Here is a 17,717-nt window from a genome sequence, read left to right on the forward strand (position 1 = left end):
TTGCATTTGGGTTGACATTTCTACCCTTCAGTGACACAATAATGGGTATGGAAGTTGACAAGTCCCTTGTATCTGCGCTGATCGAAGCCGCCATGTCGGCGAATTACACCGGAGTCCGCCGTATCGGCGGCCAGATCGCCAAAAGCCTAGCGGAACAAGACGACCTGGAGGGCGCGAAGGCCCTCCAGTCGCTGCTCCGGAAGCGTGGCGTCCCCCTTCAAGCTTCGGGCTATGCCGAGGCGCTTCCGCGTGACGCAGGATCGCGACTACCCCTCATTGAAGAGGGGCAATGGCCGACAACGCCGATCATGCTCGGGGGGGAGGCTGGCCAGACCATCTCGCAGTTCATCGAGGATGCGCAGCATATCAGCTTGCTGGCCGAGAAGGGCGTTTCCGCGCGCCTTGGCCTGTTGCTTTACGGCCCGCCAGGAACGGGGAAAACCCTGCTGGCGGGACATATCGCGGCGTCGCTGCAACGGCCGCTCTACGTCGCCCGTCTTGATTCCCTGATCTCGTCTCGACTTGGCGAAACCGCCAAAAATGTCCGGGGGATATTCGATTTCGTGCCTGCTCGTAACGCGGTGCTGTTCCTCGACGAAATGGACGCCATTGCAAAGCTTCGCGATGATCGGAACGAGCTGGGCGAGCTAAAGCGTGTCGTGAACACCGTTCTTCAGGGGCTCGATTCCCTGACGGACGACGTGGTGACCGTCGGCGCGACCAACCATCCACACCTCCTCGATCCCGCCATTTGGCGGCGCTTTCCCTACAAGGTGAAGCTGGATCTTCCCGATGAGGACGTGCGCGCCAGCATGTGGGAGCATTTCCTGTTTCAGGAAGATGCCCTTCACAAAGACAATGCGCGCTTGCTGGCGCGGGTTTCAGAAGGGCTGAACGGCGCGGATATCGAGAATATCGCGCTCGCGTCACGGCGGCGGGCGATCCTCAGTGACCGCGAGGTCGATCTGGCGCGTATCCTTCTCGCGGTTAGCGGATCAAAAACCGGCAGCCCACGCCTGCTCGACAGCCGGGACCTGGAAACGGCGGATAAGAAGGTTCTGACCCGCCTGCTCCACGAAAAGGGCGGCATCGGCCAAGCCGAGATTGGCAAGATCGTCGGTGTCAGTCGTCAGATGGTGCACCGCTATCTGAAGGAGGCGATCGATGGTTGATACTCCACGGCGGCCGCTGCTGAACCCCGTTCTGCGCTTCATCAAGGACCCCAAACCGGAAGGGGTGTCCGGCGGCGGAAAGAACGCGAGCAGCATCAAGACGGACCGCCTGCCCGAACAGCGGCGCGTGCTGTCTCGACAGTTCCTTGCCCTGTCCGAAGAGACGGCGCAGCGCCCCCGGTTCGATGGACGCGTTGTGCTCTACGCGGCGATGTTCGACGACTCCCTTGCGCCCAGCTACACGCCCTCGGACCTCTTTAGCCCGACGCGGGATGCGCGGCTCATTGCTCCTTATCGGTCGGGATACCTCGTCGAAGTGGCGGCGAACCAGCTTCCCGCTTTTGCGCGCCTCGTGCAGCGCACGGACCTGGCCAAGGAACAGGTGGACATCTCTCGCATCGAAGCCGTCCGCTTTTTCGAGAACGAGGATACCACCGGAGCCACGTCTCTGGACGAGATTTGGGATGCTGCGCCGGAAACCAAGGGAGGCAGGGCCTTCACAGTCTGGCTCATGCCTCTGCGCGGCCGCGATGCCTCAGAAGAACTGATCGAGCGCTTTGCTGCGCTCCGCGATGGCACGATCACACCGCCGCCGCCTCTTCTGGCGGGCGTCGATCTCGACGCCGAGAGCGATGTTCCGGTCGTGATGCGGCGCAGCCTGCGTGCGGCGGGCGCGAGCGGCGACCGCATTAATCTCGCGATGCGGGCTTATCGCCTGCGCCGTCGGGCGCGCACAACGGTTCTCGTTGCGTCGCGGGCCGCGCTTGGCCAGCTTGTCGCGTCCGGCACCGTATTCCGTATCGAGCCGGTACAGCCGATAAGCTCCACCTCGCCCGGGGAGGGTCGGGAGCCGGACCGCCCTTTACCGGAAAACTTGACGATGCTGCCAATCGTCGGCGTCGTTGATGGCGGCATGACGGCGGGGTCCTACCGTCATGCAGAGGCATGGCGCGCGCCGCCGCTCGTCGCTGATGGCGCGGCCGATACCCAGCATGGAAATTGGGTAACCTCTCTCGTGGTGCAGGGTCATGACTGGAACAACAATCTCACCCTGCCGCCGCTCTACTGCCAGGTCGGCACGGCCCAAGCCCTCGCAAAGCAAGCGTCGGGGGTCTTCGTCGACCCTCAGGATTTTATCGCCTATGTGGATGGAGTGATGGCAGCAAACCCGGACACGCGGGTTTGGAATTTCTCCCTCAATCAGGCCTACGCCTGCGATCTCGAAGCCGTGAGCGCGCTCGGGCATGATATTGCCTTGCTGGCGCGCAAGCACCGCGTGCTGCCCATCATCTCCGTAGGCAACAAGCCGGGCTCCCGGCTTCAGCCGCCCGCCGATTGCGAAGCGGCGATCACAGTCGGAGGCCGGAGTCACGACGGCAACGGCGATCCGGCGGGGGAATGTCCCGTGAGCCTGTGTGGGCCAGGGCCGTCCAGTATGCTCAAGCCCGACCTCTCGCATTTTTCGCACGTCCGCGTCTTGGGCGGGCATCTCATTCGGGGGTCGAGCTTCGCAACGTCCCTCACGTCGCCGCTCGCTGCACACACGATGGAGCGGGTGCGCGACGCCTCTCCGGACCTTGTGAAGGCTCTGCTGCTGCACAACTCGGACGGGATGAACTTCGATCCGGCCATGGGCTTTGGCACCCCGTCGGCCGCCTCGCTGCCCTGGGAGTGCCGACCTGGCTTTGTTACGCTGCAATGGCGCGCGACGCTTCGCCCTGGCGCAGCCTATTAGGCCCAGTCGGCCCGAAGCTGCGATTTTGGTCATCTTGGAGAACACGTCGGGAACGGGCTGGTTGTTGTTGACGATCGCCCATGCGAGGAACGACGTTCCGCTCCGATAAGGGAGCGGCGTTATGAGCCTTGGCGTTTCGAGTGGGGATCTGATCGGCTCCTGGAGCCTGAGTTTTTCGGACATCGCGTTCGTGACCGGCAAAGCGGAGACGGCACGACTGGGATTGGCGGTTCAGCTTAGATTTTTCGCCGGGCATGGCTTCTTTGTGCCGGATCATGCGTCGATACCCTCCGACGGTGTCTTGTATCTGGCGGAGCAACTTGGTCTCGATGCCAAATCCGTGAACCACTATGATTTTTCCGGGCGCACCGCCCGCCGGCATTGCGCGGAGATTTTGCGGCATCTCGGGTTCCGCCGTATGACGCAGACGGATCGCAGGGCGTTGTCGAGGTGGATTTCCGACGATCTTTGTGCGGGCGGGCAGCCGATCAATGCCATGCTCGAGCATGTTTTCCTGTGGTGCCGCGACCGCCGTATCTATGGGCCGTCGCGCAAGGAGCTGGAACGCCTCGTCCGTTCGCAACGACACCTCTATCTGGAGGCCCTGTTGGCCCGAGTCCGCGATCGGCTTGCGCCGGATGCGGTCGCCTTGCTGGAAGCCTCGCTCGCCGATCCCGATGGCCCGACCGGCTTCAACACGATGAAGGGGGATGCAGGTCAGGCGACGCTCGAAAACATTCTTGGCGTGACCGCCAAACTCGCCTTTATCCAACGGCTTGCTCTTCCCCGAGATTTCCTATCGGTCACGGGCAAGGCATGGGTCGATCAGATCGTTCGCCGGGTTGCCGGCGAGAAAGCCTCGGAGATGCGCCGGCATGTACCGGCGCGCCAGCTCGGGCTCTATGCCGTTTATCTGATGGCGCGGGAAGCTCAGCTTACGGATGCGATGGTCGACCTGCTGATCGAGACGGTCCATAAGATCGGATCGCGCTCGAAACGCAAGGTGGTGGGCGATATCGCGAAAGACATCGAGCGGGTCTATGGCAAGGAGCGACTCCTGGTCGAGATTGCCAGCGCTTCGATCGACGATCCATCCGGGCGCATCTGCGATGTCATTTTCCCAATCGCCGGCAAGGACAAACTGGCGGCGATCATCAAGGAAAGCCAGGCAAAGGGCGCCTTGGATCGGCGGATCTACAAGGTGATGCGGAGGTCATGGGCCAATCATTATCGCCGTATGCTGCCAAGCCTGCTTTCGGCACTGGAGTTCCGGTCGAACAACGCCGTGTGGCGTCCGGTGCTGGCGGCCCTGGACTGGATCAGAAGCAAAGTGGATGATGGATGCCGCTACGTGCCGCCGCACGCAGTGCCGGTCGACGAGGTCATTCCGGCGAGATGGCGCAGTTCCGTCATTGATGAAGAGGGGCGCGTAAACCGGATCAGTTATGAGCTTTGTGTCCTCGCGCAACTGCGCGATCGCATCCGTTCTAAGGAAATCTGGGTTGTCGGGGCGGACCGATACCGCAATCCCGATGACGATCTTCCCAAGGACTTCGATGCGCGGCGAGAAGCATATTACACAGGATTGAACCTGACGGCGGATGCGCGTGCATTTTCAAGCGCCATCCGGGAAGAGCTTGCTCAGGAACTGTTGCTCCTCAATGCCAATATTCCCCGGAACGACAAGGTTCGGCTGCTGTGGCGCGGCGAGAACCGTATATCTCTCACCCCGTTCAAACCCTTGCCCGAACCCAGGGGTCTCGCCTCGATCAAGACCGAGATCGGCCAACGCTGGCCGATGACCGGGCTGCTCGACGTACTGAAGGAGGCTGCCCTTGATACGGGACTTCTCGAAGCGTTCGAAACATCGGCCTCGCGTGTTGCACTGCCGAAAACCGCGCTGGATCAACGTCTCCTGCTATGCCTCTACGGCCTGGGAACGAATGCCGGGCTCAAGCGGATCGCCGGCGCCACCCCCGATGTCAGCTATGAAGAGCTGCTGCATGTCCATCGCCGCTTCGTTCATGCCGCGGCGCTCAAGGAGGCGTGTGCCAGGGTTGCGAATGCGACCCTGGCAATCCGCAATGCTGCAGTCTGGGGGGACGCCGGCACGGCCTGTGCGTCAGATTCCACAAAGTTCGGAGCCTGGGATCGCAACCTGATGACGGAATGGCATGCGCGTTATGGTGGACGGGGCGTCATGATCTACTGGCATGTCGAACGACGCGCGACATGCGTCTATTCCCAGCTCAAGCGCTGCTCTTCCTCCGAGGTCGCCTCCATGATCGAGGGCGTGCTGCGCCATTGCACCGACATGGAAATCCAGCGACAATATGTTGATAGTCATGGCCAAAGCGCGGTTGGCTTTGCATTTTGCCGGCTTCTCGGATTTGAGCTTGCACCCCGCCTGAAAGCGATCGCTCGCCAGAAGCTGGCTCTTCCCGATGTCGGCATGCGAACGCGGCTTCCCCACTTGCAGCCGATCCTCTCCAGTCCGATCAACTGGGATGAGATCGAGCAGCAATATGACGAGATGGTCAAATATGCAGCCGCGATGCAGACAAAAACCGCCGACCCGGAGGCGATCCTGCGCCGGTTTAGCCGCTCCGAGGTGATGCACCCGACCTACAAGGCGTTGAGTGAGCTGGGCCGCGCGGTCAAGACGATCTTCCTGTGCCGGTATCTGCGCGAGGAGTCCTTCCGCCGCGAAATTCATGAAGGCCTGAATGTCGTTGAAAACTGGAACAGTGCCAATGGGTTCGTTTTCTTCGGCAAGGGCGGCGAGATCGCCACTAACCGCATCGATGAGCAGCAGCTCTCGGTCCTGGCGCTACATTTGCTGCAAGCGTCGCTTGTCTATGTGAACACCCGAATGCTTCAGAGCGTGCTGGTGGAACCGAAATGGACGGGCCGGATGACGCCGGATGATTATCGCGGCCTCACACCGCTGATTTACAGCCACGTCAATCCTTATGGCCGCTTCGACCTCGATCTGAATAGCCGGATCGATTTTGGGCGGCTTGCTGCCTGACCGGGGCCTTTCCGCTCGCACCATTTGGGTGCACCCGAACGTGACGATCGGAAGTGACATATACGACATGTCACAAAAGGGTGGTTCCGTCACCAATGTTACTGTACGAGGGCAAAGCCACCCTAATGTGACGGATTTGCCCATGACCCGCGTCGGCTACGCCCGCGTCAGCACCATCGACCAGGATCTCGACATCCAGGTTGCCCGGTTGAAGGCAGCGGGCTGTGAAATCCTCCGCTCCGAAACAGGCTCGGGCGCATCGCGCACTGGACGCACGGAGCTTGAGACGATCATGCAGTTCCTGCGCGCCGATGACGAACTCGTCGTCCTGCGTCTCGATCGGCTCGGTCGCTCCACACGCGATGTTCTCAATCTGGTTCATGAACTCGACCAGAAGGGAGCCTCATTGCGGGTGCTTGAGCCGGAGGTGACGACGGCCGGAAGCATGGGGCGGATGGTGATCACCATTCTGGGCATGGTCGCGGACATGGAACTGACGTTCATCAAGGACCGGCAGCGCGCCGGGATCGAGGCGGCGCGCGCCGAAGGCGTCTACAAAGGCCGGAAGAAAAACATCGATGACGATGAAATCCGACGCCGGATCACCGCCGGCGCGAGCAAGGCCAGCGTCGCGCGCGACCTCAAGATCTCAAGAATGACCGTCTATCGGGCGCTTGACGTCATTCCTTCAAGGATCGGGCTGCCGGAAAAGCCGCCTTCTGTCACCATCGCCCTGCATCTGACCATCGAGAACTTCAACAAGCATGGTCGTGGCAGAAAGCCCGCTCGCGAGCGCATTGAGGCGATGCTGGAGCGGGATTACCAGATGCAAAAGACCGGGAACTGCGATTACACGCTGACCGTCGCCTATGATCAGGGTGCCGATGGCGTCAGCCTCGATGATGAGATCGCATCTCTCCAGACAGAGATGTTCAACATCGCAGAGAGCTACAGGTGCTCGATCGAGACCGATGTTTACGAGATTGGAGGACAAGAGCGAGCCTGGTAGATCGCCATGTTCAATCTTTGTTCTTCAACATGGCCAAAATCGCAGCTTCGGGCCGACTGGGCCTATTATTGGGAGTTGCCAATCCCGGATTCCTTGAAAAGGACCGGGAAGCTGAAGGGCGCAGGCGCGCTCACCGCCATTCTCAATCCGCACCCGATGGTGACGGATTACGCCGGCCCAAATTACTTCAGTGTTCGCCTCGCGGCAGCGCTTCAGTATCAGCGCGGCCGCACGCCGAAAGGCGCGGCGAAATTCCACAATCTCCTGGGCTCTCTCGATACCGAAAAGATCACAGAGCAGGAAGCGCGCACGGTCGATCACAAATGGAGCCCGATCCGGCACCACAAGAATGACTTTCAGAGCGTTAGCTTCGAGGGAGATACGCTGCGCGTCTATGCCCGCGTCTACGCGCGGGACCTGTACCTCTACGGGTACACTGGCACCGAAGAAATCCCCGAAATGGAAACGGCTTTCGTTCTGTCGCTCGGCACCAGCGATGAGAACGATGATGTCTACAACGAGCTGCGCGACCAGCTCGGTGCCTTTGTCGAAACGGCGGTTGTCGAGGCCGATATCGACGTGGACAATGAAGGATTCTGAGCATGAGCAAGGACAAAGACAGGACAGTCTATCGGCGGCCCTCGGACAACAAATGGGTCGATAAGCGCAATGGCGCCGGGCGTGGTTTCGTATTCGACCGGCAAGCCGACGCGATCGCCTCGGGTCGCGAAAAGCTCGTCAACGCCAGGGGCGGCGAGCTGACCGTGAAGGGGCGGGAAGGGCGCATCCGCAGCAAGGACACGCTCGGCGGCGGCAACGATCCGGTGCCGCCACGCGACCGCGAGCATTGAGCTAGATTAGCACCCGCTCAACCTCGTCGAGGCTGACCTCATCAGAGCGCCGATCATAAAGCTGCGTCGTGCGCGTCGAGGCGTGATTTGCCATCATCGCCGCTTTCTCCAGCGTGCCGCCGTTCTTCAGATAGGCGGTGATGCCGGTTGCACGGAATGAATGGTTGCCGATCGCCGTGGCAATGCCGGCGGCGGCAGCGCGCCGCCGCACCATGGCGAAAGCGTTGGCCTGCGGCAGCGCATTGGTGCTCAAGGCCCGCGTCCCACGAGCGATCGTGCGGAACAGCGGCCCTTTTGGATCGCCTCGCAAGGCGCAGCCGTCGATATAGGCAATCAGATATTCCTCCAGGTTGTGGTGGCAGGGCATTTCGTGCCGCTTGCCGCCCTTTTCATGCAGCCGCACCCATAGGCGGCGGTTCTGCGTGAAAACGTCTTCCACCCGCATCTTCTCGGCCGCGCCGATGCGGCCGAAGCTGTAGATCATGAGCCCGATCAAGGCGCGGTCCCTAAGGCCTGCAGGCGTGGCCACGTCGATGCTGTCGAGCAGCATTCGCGCTTCATCCGGGGCGAGCACCGGCGTCTTGCCGCGCCTGACGCTATGCGACGGCCCGCGCACCGACGCGGCGGGATTCGATGGGACAATCTGGCCGACCACGAGCCAGTCGAAGAGGTGACGGATGGCTGCCAGGCGCAGCTTGGCCGTGGGCGCACTCCGTGCCGCTGTCAGCTCCTCGATGTAGCCCGCAACGTGTATTGGCTGCACGGCCGCGATCGACGTGATGCCTCGCGCTTCGCACCATGCCAGGAACTCGGCCGTCGCGCGGGCATAGGCCCGGCGCGTGTTGGGATTGCGGATGTTGGCCGTGAAGAATTCATAGAAGCGAACCCGCGCGCGCTCGCCCGCAACGGCGACGAGGGCGGGCAAAGCCGCATCTGGAGCCAAAGGGACGAGCTGGGTCACCGCCGACCCTTCACGTGAGCAACCGGATCAATGATCGTCACCGCATCGGCAGACCGATCTGCCACGGCATCGACGGTGCCGAATATCTCGACACGGCCGCCATCGTTGATGACAACGCCATTGACCATTCCGTGGATGATCACGCGCGCTTTAGGCTCGATGACGAGGTCGCCGGTGATCATGCCGTGCAGTACCAGCTTCCTTCCGGTACGCACCACAGCTCCCGCGGTGATCATGCCGTGCACGGCTAGGTCTTCGTCAATCAACAAAGGGCCTTCGATCTTGTCGTTTACTGCCCGCATGAACGCCCCCTGATGTATCCGATAAAGGACATTATCATATATGACAACGTGAGCAAATCCGCTGATAGGGGTTGTGACACCAGCGACTTTCTCCGGGTGTGCCGAAGCAGGAGCAACCTTTAACCCCATGCGTCGAATTCATTCACAAATCTTGGAGAGAAGTCCCGGACCTGAACGTCACGCTCAGAGCCACTTAGTCGGTTTAGACAGCTCTGCACAATTTCGGCGAGGGGCATACTATTGGCCCATGCTCCTATCACATATTCGGGAGAAATCGGCTCGAGCACCTGAGTTTCCGCATCGGAGTAAGTCGTAAGAGCATCGGCAATGCCGGTATCCACGCGATAAGAATATCCGGTGAACCCGTTTGGATGAGATGACTCCGAGAACATTCTATTGAATGCCCAGGGACCGCCCAGAAAGCCCCGGTGATCGAGCATTTCACGCCGTGCAGCATTGCGAGCGTAGAAACGGCATTCATGCGTCCAAAGGACGCTGGGGCAGAGAAACAGGACGATCCAGTCAGTTCGACCCGACGCTGCTCGCTTGGCTTCAAACATTCTATGGTTGATTGCGGAGATCGAAACAGAGATGGCTTGGTCTTCACCATCTAGGCGATGATCAATGCTGGTGTATGCGGGCATTCCGGCCGTTGATAGGTGAGCTCGACATAGCAAACCGTGCGCTATGATGTTGGGCAAATTGGGCGCTGGCGTGAAATGGCAAAGGTACTCGATGCCACGATAGGCGACGATCTCTCGAATTTTATCTCGATAGCCGATCTTTGCCAATTTCAGCGCTCCGACCGGTTTGCTTTCGCTTTCCTACGATTCCTCCAGATAGTTCTAATAATAGGCAAAGTGATACCTGCAATTGCATAGTCTATGAACATTGCAGCATTGAAGGCGTAGACCTTATCCCGTTGTGAAAACCATAGAACAAAGATTATTGCAAAAGCAGCTATGGAGCTCACCCATACCATTGGTCTGTAACTCTCAAAAATTCGCTTCCATACTGCCCATTCCATAATTTTACTAATTAGGTATAGAACAATTAGCCCTCCCGCTACAGCACCCATTAAATCACCCCTTTAAGTTTTAAAAAGTTAAATACTTCTAGGTTTTTCAGAGACTTCATAGCCTCAGGCAGGCCTTGCTTTGAAGCCATTCCGTACCAATACTTCGCTTGTTTTATATTATCTATATCGTCTTGATCGAGATATTCAGCGCTGGCATCAATCTTGTCCATATACAGTTTACCCAGGTTGAACTGAGACCCCGCGTCACCGGACTTGGCCGCCATTTCGGTAAACATCGCTAAGTCATGCTGGACTTTGTCACTTCTCCGTTCCTTCGGAATAGAAAGCCCGGCTTGGGACAAGAATATCTGGCAGAATACATTTCCAGACAGCGCCCCGGCTCTGATGATTTCGCCGCCACGAGATTGGCCGAGACGTTCTATAAGCTTCTTGGCCTCACCAACGCTGTTGGGAGGTCCGTCCTTCGGTTTTTGGCCAAAAATTCCTAACATCTCACCGCCTTCTAGAGGTTCATTATTGAAGAACGTATCTACGCCGCGCAGCGGCTGCGATCGATCCCCATACGGCGACTTTGCTATGATGTGCCCCACGATAGAGCAACGAGCCATGACGGCGAGTTTATCGCTCACTCCCGATCGCCGCATCGCGACGTGCAGTTTATTTAGTCCATCGGTAATCTGATCTGCTGCTGACCCGGGTTTGAGACGGTTCAGGCCCCCGTCGTAAAATCCCGTGTCGATGCCCGTGCGTTTGACGAAATAATGTACAAAATCGAAATCACTGGTAGCAGCAGCATCCAATTCATAGGCGATGACGTCGACTGTTGCGCCATACTTTCGGCAAATCACATCATAAAAACGAGCCGCACAAATCATGATTGAAGGGACCAAGCTGTCCCCAGAGGCCGCTTCTTCAGCGAACTTCGCGAGATTGTCTGCTCCAAACCCACCTCGGTCAGCTGCCTCCAGCTGCCAGAGAACATCCTTCGCACGCGGATGCCCTGCTTCAGCTGCTTTATACCAACAGTCTGCCGCCAGGTCGAAGTCATACGGCGTTACGCTTCCTCCACCCCACAGAAGCGACAGATTGAAGAGTGCCGAGACATGTCCACCTCGCGCAGCGTTTCCGAAGTGAATACTTGCAGCACTGAAGTTTCCTTCTTGTATAGCTGCAACACCAGCAACATACTCTCCTTCAATTTGCTCTGATGAGCTAGTAAAGAACGGTTTTTGAAACTCAGCCATATTCTTCTCCCGCAATGAGAAACGTATGCACAACAAGCCGTTTGGCGTATGCGCTGCGTGTTCTTTAGGGCCACCGTGCTTATTGGGGCTCCCTTGGCGCTACGCTGACGGTACATCGAACCGCCTGGCTCTCACGATCCGCGCGCTTCCGACACGCCTCCAGTGCCTCACGATTGGCGGCAACGATCCGGTCGCCCGCCGCCAGCGCAGCGAACGCGCTGGGCGAAGCGGCCTGCATCATGCGCTGTCCGCCTTCCCACATCGGCATGTTGAGCGGGCGCGCCGCCATCTTCTCCGGCCATTGCCAACTCGCTGGCACGGCGCGCGCCACGACGCCGGCGAACGCCGCCCAAAGCACCATGCCGAGCACCACGCCGCCGATCGCCGTCCACATCAGCCAGCGGTTCTGCTCGTCGCCGCGCCGCGCCGATGCCGTCACGCCCTGAAGCACCCGGATTGCGTCCTTCAGCTCGGCGGCTGCGGTCGCGATCGTCCGCCGGTCCTCGGCGCGGGCATCCGCACCTGCCGCCACGATCCGGTCAACGACATGGCGTGGGGTCGCTCCGTCCCGGGCCGCCGCCACCAGCGCGTCAGCGCGCTGCAAGGTGGCATCGATCTTCTGCACCATGCCCGCCAGCGTCTCGCTGTAATCGGGCTGCTCGGGGAGTTCGGCGCGCTCGACCGCCATCCGCTCGACTGCGCGGCGCAGCAGCGCCAGCTCGCCCTCCACCCGCGCGAAGGCTTCCTGGGCTGTCTCGGGTTCGTGCTCGTCCTCGCTCATCCTGTCTCCCTCACGCACCCGAAAGCGCGAAACCTATCGGCTCAGTCCCCGGTCACGCTCGCGATCCGGCCCCAGCGATCTCGTCAGCGCGTCACCGACCGCGCGGTCCTTCTCCAGCTTCAGCGCCAGCTCGGGCGCGCGGCGGCGGAGTGCGGATTCCAGCTGCGGATCGCGCCCGATCGCACCGGCGACCTTCGCCATGTTGCCGCGCAACCGCTCGGCACCGGCACGGTCGCCCGCCCGCTCAAAGGCGGCACGGTCGCGCTGCATCGCCTTCCATGCTTCCACGAAGCGGCCTGCGCGGGCATCCGGGTCAAGCCAGACGCGCTGCTCCTCGGCCATCGCGCGCGCCGCTCCACCAGTGTTGCCGCCGGCGGCCTGCTCAATGAGCTTCGGATCGCGCCGGAGCGCGGAAGCGAGGTCGCGCGCGGCATGAGAGCGGCCCGCGTCCAGCGCCTCGCCGGCCTTGCGCAACGCGCTCTCCTGATGCGGCAGCACCGGCAAGCCCTTGGCGCGCATCCGGCCTATATCGGCCGTGGCGCGCGCATAGCGTTCGATCGCCTCGTCCTGGCCCGGCTTGCCGCCGGTCGCGGGCTCCCGTTCCGGCGCGGACGTCTTCTGCGGTGCCCGGGGCCGGAAGCCGTCGAACATGCCCTTGGCCTTGTCGCGCACCTTGGCGGCGATCTCCCGCGCGAGTTCCGGAAACCGGATCTCGCGCCGCTCGGCGAACGCGCGCGCCCGGTCATTGTCGGAAGGGGCGGCATAGTCGCCGGCCATGTCCTTGGCGCGGTCACGCGACAGGACGCGGGCGAGCTGGCGCTGATCGGTGAAGTCGTCGCGCCCATAATGGAGCGACACCCCGTCGCGATGCCGCGACAGCGCGACATAGGCGCCGTGCCGGTCCATCCCCGGCGTCGCCAGCACATGCGCGCGATCGACGGTCACGCCCTGCGATTTATGGATGGTCGCGGCATAGCCATGATCGACATGGGCATAGTCCTTGAGGTCGAAAGCGACACGGCTGCCCCCGTCGAGCCGCACCGCCATGCGGCCTTCGCTGACATGCTCCAGCGTGCCCAGCGTGCCGTTCTTCACGCCCATGCTGCGCTCGTTGCGCAGGAACATGATCCGGTCGCCGGATGCGAAGTCGCGCCGGCCCCGCTCGACGGTGACGCCCACGTCCTGGCCCAGCTCGCCGCCCGCCCGCATCCGCCCGCGCGCCTCCTCGTTGAGCGCGCGCACCTCGGCATTGGTGTGGGTGAGGATGATGCGGGTCTTGTCAGGCTCGGCTTGGCGCTGGCGATCCCAACCGTCCACCAGCTCGCCCCGCGCCGCCTCGCGCGTGTCGGCCGCCTGCACCATGCCCCGGCTCTCATAGGCGTGCAGCGCCTCACCGGTGCGGCCCGTGGCGAGCGAGCGCGTCGCCTCCTTCTGCCAGTCGCCCCGCTGCCGGCGAACCTCGGTGATCTCGGCCGCGCCGTGGCGCTCACTGATCGACCGGAACGCCGCTCCGGCTTCGATCGCCTGCATCTGCTCGGGGTCGCCCACCAGCACCACCTTCGCGCCGGCGTCGCGGGCATGGGACAGCACCCGCTCCATCTGGCGGGTGCCGATCATGCCCGCCTCGTCCACCACCAGCACGTCGTTGCGGGACAGCTGGTCACGGCCCTGCGCCCACGCATGTTCAAGGCTGGCGATGGTGCGGGACTGGATGCCCGATCCGCCCTCAAGGTTCTCGGCCGCGATCCCGGACAAGGCCGCGCCGCGCACCTGATAGCCCTCGCGCTCCCACGCCTCGCGCGCAACGCCCAGCATCGCCGACTTGCCGGTGCCGGCATAGCCGATGACCGACGTCAGCCCTTGACCCTCGGTGATACGGTCGAAGGCGTCGCGCTGCTCGCCCGACAGCACCAAGCCGCGCCCTTCCGCCGTCTCCAGCGCCCCGGTGCGATGCGACACGGACACGCCATGCCTGGCGCCACGCGCCAGCTCGTCACCGGCGCGCTCAAGCTGTGCTTCGGTCGCGATCATCTCGCGGGATGTGAACCGCTCCTGGTCGCGTCCGTCCGTGCCTAGCGCCACCAGTTCGGGACTGGCGCGCACCGCCGCCATCACCTGGTCGAACTGATCCTTGCCGTCCGAATGGCGGAACGCGAACACAGCCAGGTCGCGGGTGGTGAAGGTGGCCTGCTGCCGCGTGATCGCATCGAGCGCGACATTCGGGTCCGCGACGATCTTCTCGCCGTTCTCGCGCGCGATCCGCAGATGATCTTCGGCGCGTCGGTGCGGCTCGTCCTCCTCCAGACGGCGCGTTCCCATCGGCCCGATCTTGTGCTGCGGCTCAAGCTGGATGCCCTGATCGGCATAGGAGCGATGATCGATCCGGCCCTCCAGCCCAAGCTCAGCCATGCGCTCGTTCACGTGCGCCGCCCACGCCTCGCGCCACTCCTGCAACAGCTCGGTGCCGTTCCAATCCCGGACCTTCTTGCCGAACCCTTCAGGCCCGACTTCCCGCATCGTCATCATGACATGCGCGTGCGGCTTCGGGCTGCCGTCGTCCGCCTTGTCCCAATGCACGTTGAGGTCGGCGACCATCCCGCGATCCACGAACTGCTTCTGCACGAAATCGCGGGCGAGGCTCACGCCCTGCTGCTGATCCATCTCGCGCGGAATCGAGAACTCCACCTCGCGGGCAAGCTGCGCGTCCTTGCGCTTCTCGCCTGCCTCCACCTCGTTCCACAGCGCAGTGCGGTCGTTTAAACGCTTCGGCGCGCCCTCCGGAAATATCACCTCGGAGTGGATCACACCGGCCTTGTTCGAGAAGTCGTGATGGCGATTCAGCTTCTCATCGAACAGCCGCGATGCCGAGCGATAGGCAGCGGACGCGACGGCGCTGGAGCCCTTCGCGCGGCTGATAACCTTGGCGCTGAAATGATAGATCGCCATCGCGACCGCCATGATGCACTTCTTAGCGCACGTCGGCAACGACGTATAAGCGCGCACTCATCACTCGCATCGCTCCTGCTGATTGACTGCCGTGCATTCCCATTATGGGTTGCCTGCCTTTTCCTCTTTGCTAGGCTACGGTGGTCCTGACGCGGAAAGGAGAAAGCACCATGCGCAAGGTACGCGACTATGACGCGGAGCTGAAAGCGCTGGAGAGCCGCGCCAAGGCGATTAAGGCACGTCGCATTGAACAGCTTGGCCAGCTTGTCATCGCCGCCGGGGCCGATGTGCTCGACATGGAAACCCTCGCCGGTGCGCTGCTCGATGCCACCGCTTCCAAGGACGCGGAAGCGAAGGAGGCGTGGCGCGCGAAGGGCTCCGCTTTCTTTCAACGGCGCGGGCGCAAAGGTGGCCGGACTGCTGGCGGCAACGGCGACAGCGGGAGTGCGCAACCGGGCGATGATCCAGCGTCTGGAAGCGTCGCAGCGTCGTAGCGATACGCGAGCTTGGGTCATGCAACGCCGCGAACGCACCCGCCACCTGATCGAGCTGGGCGGGCTCGTCCAGAAAGCCGGTCTGGTGGAACTCGCCGACGACGATCGCGCGACCATCTATGGCGCGCTGCTGGAGCTAGTCGGCCACGCTGGCAGCGACGATGCTGACGGCACCCTCGCGCTCTGGAAGCGGCGCGGCAAACGCGCGTTCGACGCGGAAACGGAAGCGAAGGAGAAAGGCGATGGCGCTCCTAGATATTGAGGCGGTCCGCGGGCAAATCCGCGCGCTGGATTTCGTGCGGGGCACCCCGGCCGAGCACGCCATATGGCGGGAGGACGACGCGGACTCTCGCGCTAACCTCGCGATCGAGGGCATGGCGCTGGAGCCGGACGAGGAAGCGCTGTTCGACATGCTGCGCGACGAGGCGGTGCCCCCCACCCTTGCCACGCAAATCATCCTCAAGCTGCTCGGCCACCCAGATGCCGATCCGGCACTGGCGATCACGCCGCTGGAACAGGCCTGCTGATGGCGGGGCCGCTCATCGGCGGGCGTCGGCCGATCAGCTGGCGGCTCGCGATCGTCGTCGCGTTCGTCGCGGCCTATGCGACCGCGCGGTGGCTGGAAGGCATCTTCGGCGTTGGGCAGATTTCCGGCACGGTGTCGTTCCTGGTCCTGGTCGGCCTGATCGGCGCGACCTGGTGGATCAACAGCCGTGCAGGCAACGGCAGGAATGAGCTGCTCGGCTCGGCCCGCTTCGGTGACCGCGCCGACGTGCGCAAGCTGGAGGCGACCGGGGATCTCCTGATCGGCCGCGCCAAGGAGTCGGGCAAGCTGCTCCGCTATGACGGCGCGGCGCACCTGCTGACGATAGCACCCACCCGTTCCGGCAAGGGCGTCGGCACGATCATCCCCAACCTGCTCCTGCTCGACCGCTCCGTGGTCTGCATCGACCCCAAGGGCGAGAATGCCCGCGTCACGGCCCGTGCGCGGGCTAGGAAGGGTGCTGTATGGTGCCTCGACCCCTTCGGCGTCTCCGGGCGTCCTGCGGCCCGTTATAACCCTCTGGCGCAGCTCGACCCAGCGAGCCCGGACCTCACGGAAGATGCGCAAACGATCGCTGACGCGCTGGTCCATGACGCGCTGGGGCAATCGGGCGAGGCGCATTGGAACGAGGAAGCCAAGGCGCTGATCGCCGGCATCATCCTACACACCGTCATCCACGAGCCCGTGTCCCAAGCCACGCTGGCGACCGTGCGCGACAAGCTCACCCGCGATCCCGCCGCTTTCGCCGCGCTGCTGGCGGACATGCAGGCCAGCACCGGCGCGCACGGGCTGATCGCGCGCGCCGCCAACCGCCAGCTCGGCAAATCCGATCGCGAGGCGGCAGGCGTGCTGTCGTCGGCGCAGCGTCACACCCACTTTCTCGACAGCCCACGCCTGGTCGAAAGCACGTCCGCCTCCGATTTCCGGTTTGCCGACCTGAAGGAGCGGCCCGGCACCGTGTTCCTGTGCCTGCCACCGGATCGACTCGATACTTATGCGCGGTGGCTGCGGCTCCTGGTCGCGCAGGCCGTCACCGACATGGCGCGCTCCCCTGCCCGGCCGGAACGCCCGGTGCTGTTCCTGCTCGATGAGTTCGCCGCCCTCGGCCGACTGGAGCCGGTAGAGCGCGCGATGGGGCTGATGGCGGGCTATGGCCTCCAGCTTTGGCCGATCCTTCAGGACATGCACCAGCTCCGCGCCCTCTATGGCGAGCGCGCCGGCACCTTCCTGTCCAATGCCGGCGTGATCCAGACGTTCGGGGTCAATGACCATGCCACCGCCGACATGCTCTCGCGCACGATCGGCGACACGACGCTGGAATATGCGACCCTCAGCACGTCGCGCGGCACGGGCTGGGGCGACAATCGCGCCGGTCCCTCGGAAAGCGTCAGCACGCATGTCACGGCGCGGCGGCTCGTCACGCCCGACGAAATCATGCGGATGCCGGCCGACACGCTCCTGCTGCTGCGCCAGGGCGAACGCCCGCTCTGGGCCAGCAAAATCCGCTACTATGACCAGCGCGAGTTCGCAGGCCTGTTCGATCCGGCGTAATCGCACACACCGGTCCCGGAAGATCGAACGGTAGCTTTGAGATAGCGCCTCATCACC

16 protein-coding genes are annotated in these 17,717 nt (G+C 62.4%); 10 read left to right on the forward strand and 6 right to left on the reverse strand.

Annotation, left to right across the window (positions count from 1 at the left end):
- Positions 1 to 47: 47 nt before the first annotated feature.
- The 6 genes from AN936_RS23750 to AN936_RS23775 all read left to right on the forward strand — a co-directional run bounded on the left by AN936_RS23750 (position 48) and on the right by AN936_RS23775 (position 7,798).
- Positions 48 to 1,172, forward strand: a complete 1,125-nt coding sequence (locus AN936_RS23750; protein ID WP_054590679.1) for an AAA family ATPase — start codon at positions 48 to 50, stop codon at positions 1,170 to 1,172.
- Positions 1,165 to 2,907: a S8 family serine peptidase gene (locus tag AN936_RS23755; protein ID WP_054590680.1), complete on the forward strand. Its 1,743-nt coding sequence runs from the start codon at positions 1,165 to 1,167 to the stop codon at positions 2,905 to 2,907. The genes AN936_RS23750 and AN936_RS23755 overlap by 8 nt, the downstream gene beginning before the upstream one ends.
- A 121-nt stretch (positions 2,908 to 3,028) precedes the next feature.
- The gene (locus AN936_RS23760) at positions 3,029 to 5,938 is read left to right on the forward strand and encodes a Tn3 family transposase (protein ID WP_006961814.1); all 2,910 of its coding nucleotides are present in this window, start codon (positions 3,029 to 3,031) and stop codon (positions 5,936 to 5,938) included.
- A 142-nt stretch (positions 5,939 to 6,080) separates the two neighbouring features.
- Positions 6,081 to 6,947 carry a recombinase family protein gene (locus AN936_RS23765; protein WP_006961816.1) on the forward strand — a complete coding sequence of 289 codons (867 nt, stop codon included), beginning with the start codon at positions 6,081 to 6,083 and terminating at the stop codon, positions 6,945 to 6,947.
- Between the two features lie 6 nt (positions 6,948 to 6,953).
- Entirely contained in the window at positions 6,954 to 7,547 is a 594-nt protein-coding gene (locus AN936_RS23770) for a hypothetical protein (RefSeq protein WP_149037847.1), read from the forward strand.
- A 2-nt stretch (positions 7,548 to 7,549) separates the two neighbouring features.
- Positions 7,550 to 7,798 (forward strand): DUF2188 domain-containing protein, encoded by a 249-nt coding sequence (locus AN936_RS23775; RefSeq protein ID WP_054590682.1) that lies wholly within the window; start codon positions 7,550 to 7,552, stop codon positions 7,796 to 7,798.
- Position 7,799: 1 nt separating this feature from the next.
- Here AN936_RS23775 and AN936_RS23780 read toward each other — a convergent pair whose 3' ends face one another.
- The 6 genes from AN936_RS23780 to traA all read right to left on the reverse strand — a co-directional run bounded on the left by AN936_RS23780 (position 7,800) and on the right by traA (position 15,071).
- The gene (locus AN936_RS23780; protein ID WP_054590683.1) at positions 7,800 to 8,759 is read right to left on the reverse strand and encodes a tyrosine-type recombinase/integrase; all 960 of its coding nucleotides are present in this window, start codon (positions 8,757 to 8,759) and stop codon (positions 7,800 to 7,802) included.
- Positions 8,756 to 9,061, reverse strand: a complete 306-nt coding sequence (locus AN936_RS23785; RefSeq protein WP_054590690.1) for a hypothetical protein — start codon at positions 9,059 to 9,061, stop codon at positions 8,756 to 8,758. The genes AN936_RS23780 and AN936_RS23785 overlap by 4 nt, the downstream gene beginning before the upstream one ends.
- A gap of 119 nt (positions 9,062 to 9,180) precedes the next feature.
- The gene (locus tag AN936_RS24540) at positions 9,181 to 9,852 is read right to left on the reverse strand and encodes a DarT ssDNA thymidine ADP-ribosyltransferase family protein (protein WP_158500140.1); all 672 of its coding nucleotides are present in this window, start codon (positions 9,850 to 9,852) and stop codon (positions 9,181 to 9,183) included.
- A gap of 286 nt (positions 9,853 to 10,138) precedes the next feature.
- Positions 10,139 to 11,344, reverse strand: coding sequence for a sel1 repeat family protein (locus AN936_RS23790; RefSeq protein WP_149037848.1), 1,206 nt, complete (start codon positions 11,342 to 11,344; stop codon positions 10,139 to 10,141).
- A 79-nt stretch (positions 11,345 to 11,423) separates the two neighbouring features.
- Positions 11,424 to 12,125, reverse strand: a complete 702-nt coding sequence (locus tag AN936_RS23795) for a DUF6118 family protein (protein WP_234715877.1) — start codon at positions 12,123 to 12,125, stop codon at positions 11,424 to 11,426.
- Between the two features lie 33 nt (positions 12,126 to 12,158).
- Positions 12,159 to 15,071, reverse strand: a complete 2,913-nt coding sequence (gene traA / locus AN936_RS23800; protein ID WP_054590692.1) for a Ti-type conjugative transfer relaxase TraA — start codon at positions 15,069 to 15,071, stop codon at positions 12,159 to 12,161.
- A gap of 170 nt (positions 15,072 to 15,241) precedes the next feature.
- Here traA and AN936_RS23805 point away from each other — a divergent pair, with 170 nt between their 5' ends.
- From AN936_RS23805 to AN936_RS23820, 4 genes are read left to right on the forward strand one after another with little or no spacing between them, the layout of a single operon-like run.
- Positions 15,242 to 15,565: a conjugal transfer protein TraD gene (locus AN936_RS23805; RefSeq protein WP_054590685.1), complete on the forward strand. Its 324-nt coding sequence runs from the start codon at positions 15,242 to 15,244 to the stop codon at positions 15,563 to 15,565.
- A 19-nt stretch (positions 15,566 to 15,584) separates the two neighbouring features.
- Positions 15,585 to 15,827 (forward strand): conjugal transfer protein TraD, encoded by a 243-nt coding sequence (locus AN936_RS23810; protein WP_054590686.1) that lies wholly within the window; start codon positions 15,585 to 15,587, stop codon positions 15,825 to 15,827.
- Positions 15,808 to 16,092, forward strand: a complete 285-nt coding sequence (locus AN936_RS23815) for a hypothetical protein (RefSeq protein WP_054590687.1) — start codon at positions 15,808 to 15,810, stop codon at positions 16,090 to 16,092. The genes AN936_RS23810 and AN936_RS23815 overlap by 20 nt, the downstream gene beginning before the upstream one ends.
- Positions 16,092 to 17,660, forward strand: coding sequence for a type IV secretory system conjugative DNA transfer family protein (locus tag AN936_RS23820; protein ID WP_084758719.1), 1,569 nt, complete (start codon positions 16,092 to 16,094; stop codon positions 17,658 to 17,660). The genes AN936_RS23815 and AN936_RS23820 overlap by 1 nt, the downstream gene beginning before the upstream one ends.
- Positions 17,661 to 17,717: the final 57 nt, after the last annotated feature.

The sequence above is a fragment of the Sphingopyxis macrogoltabida genome (genome assembly GCF_001307295.1).
Taxonomy (GTDB): domain Bacteria; phylum Pseudomonadota; class Alphaproteobacteria; order Sphingomonadales; family Sphingomonadaceae; genus Sphingopyxis; species Sphingopyxis macrogoltabida_B.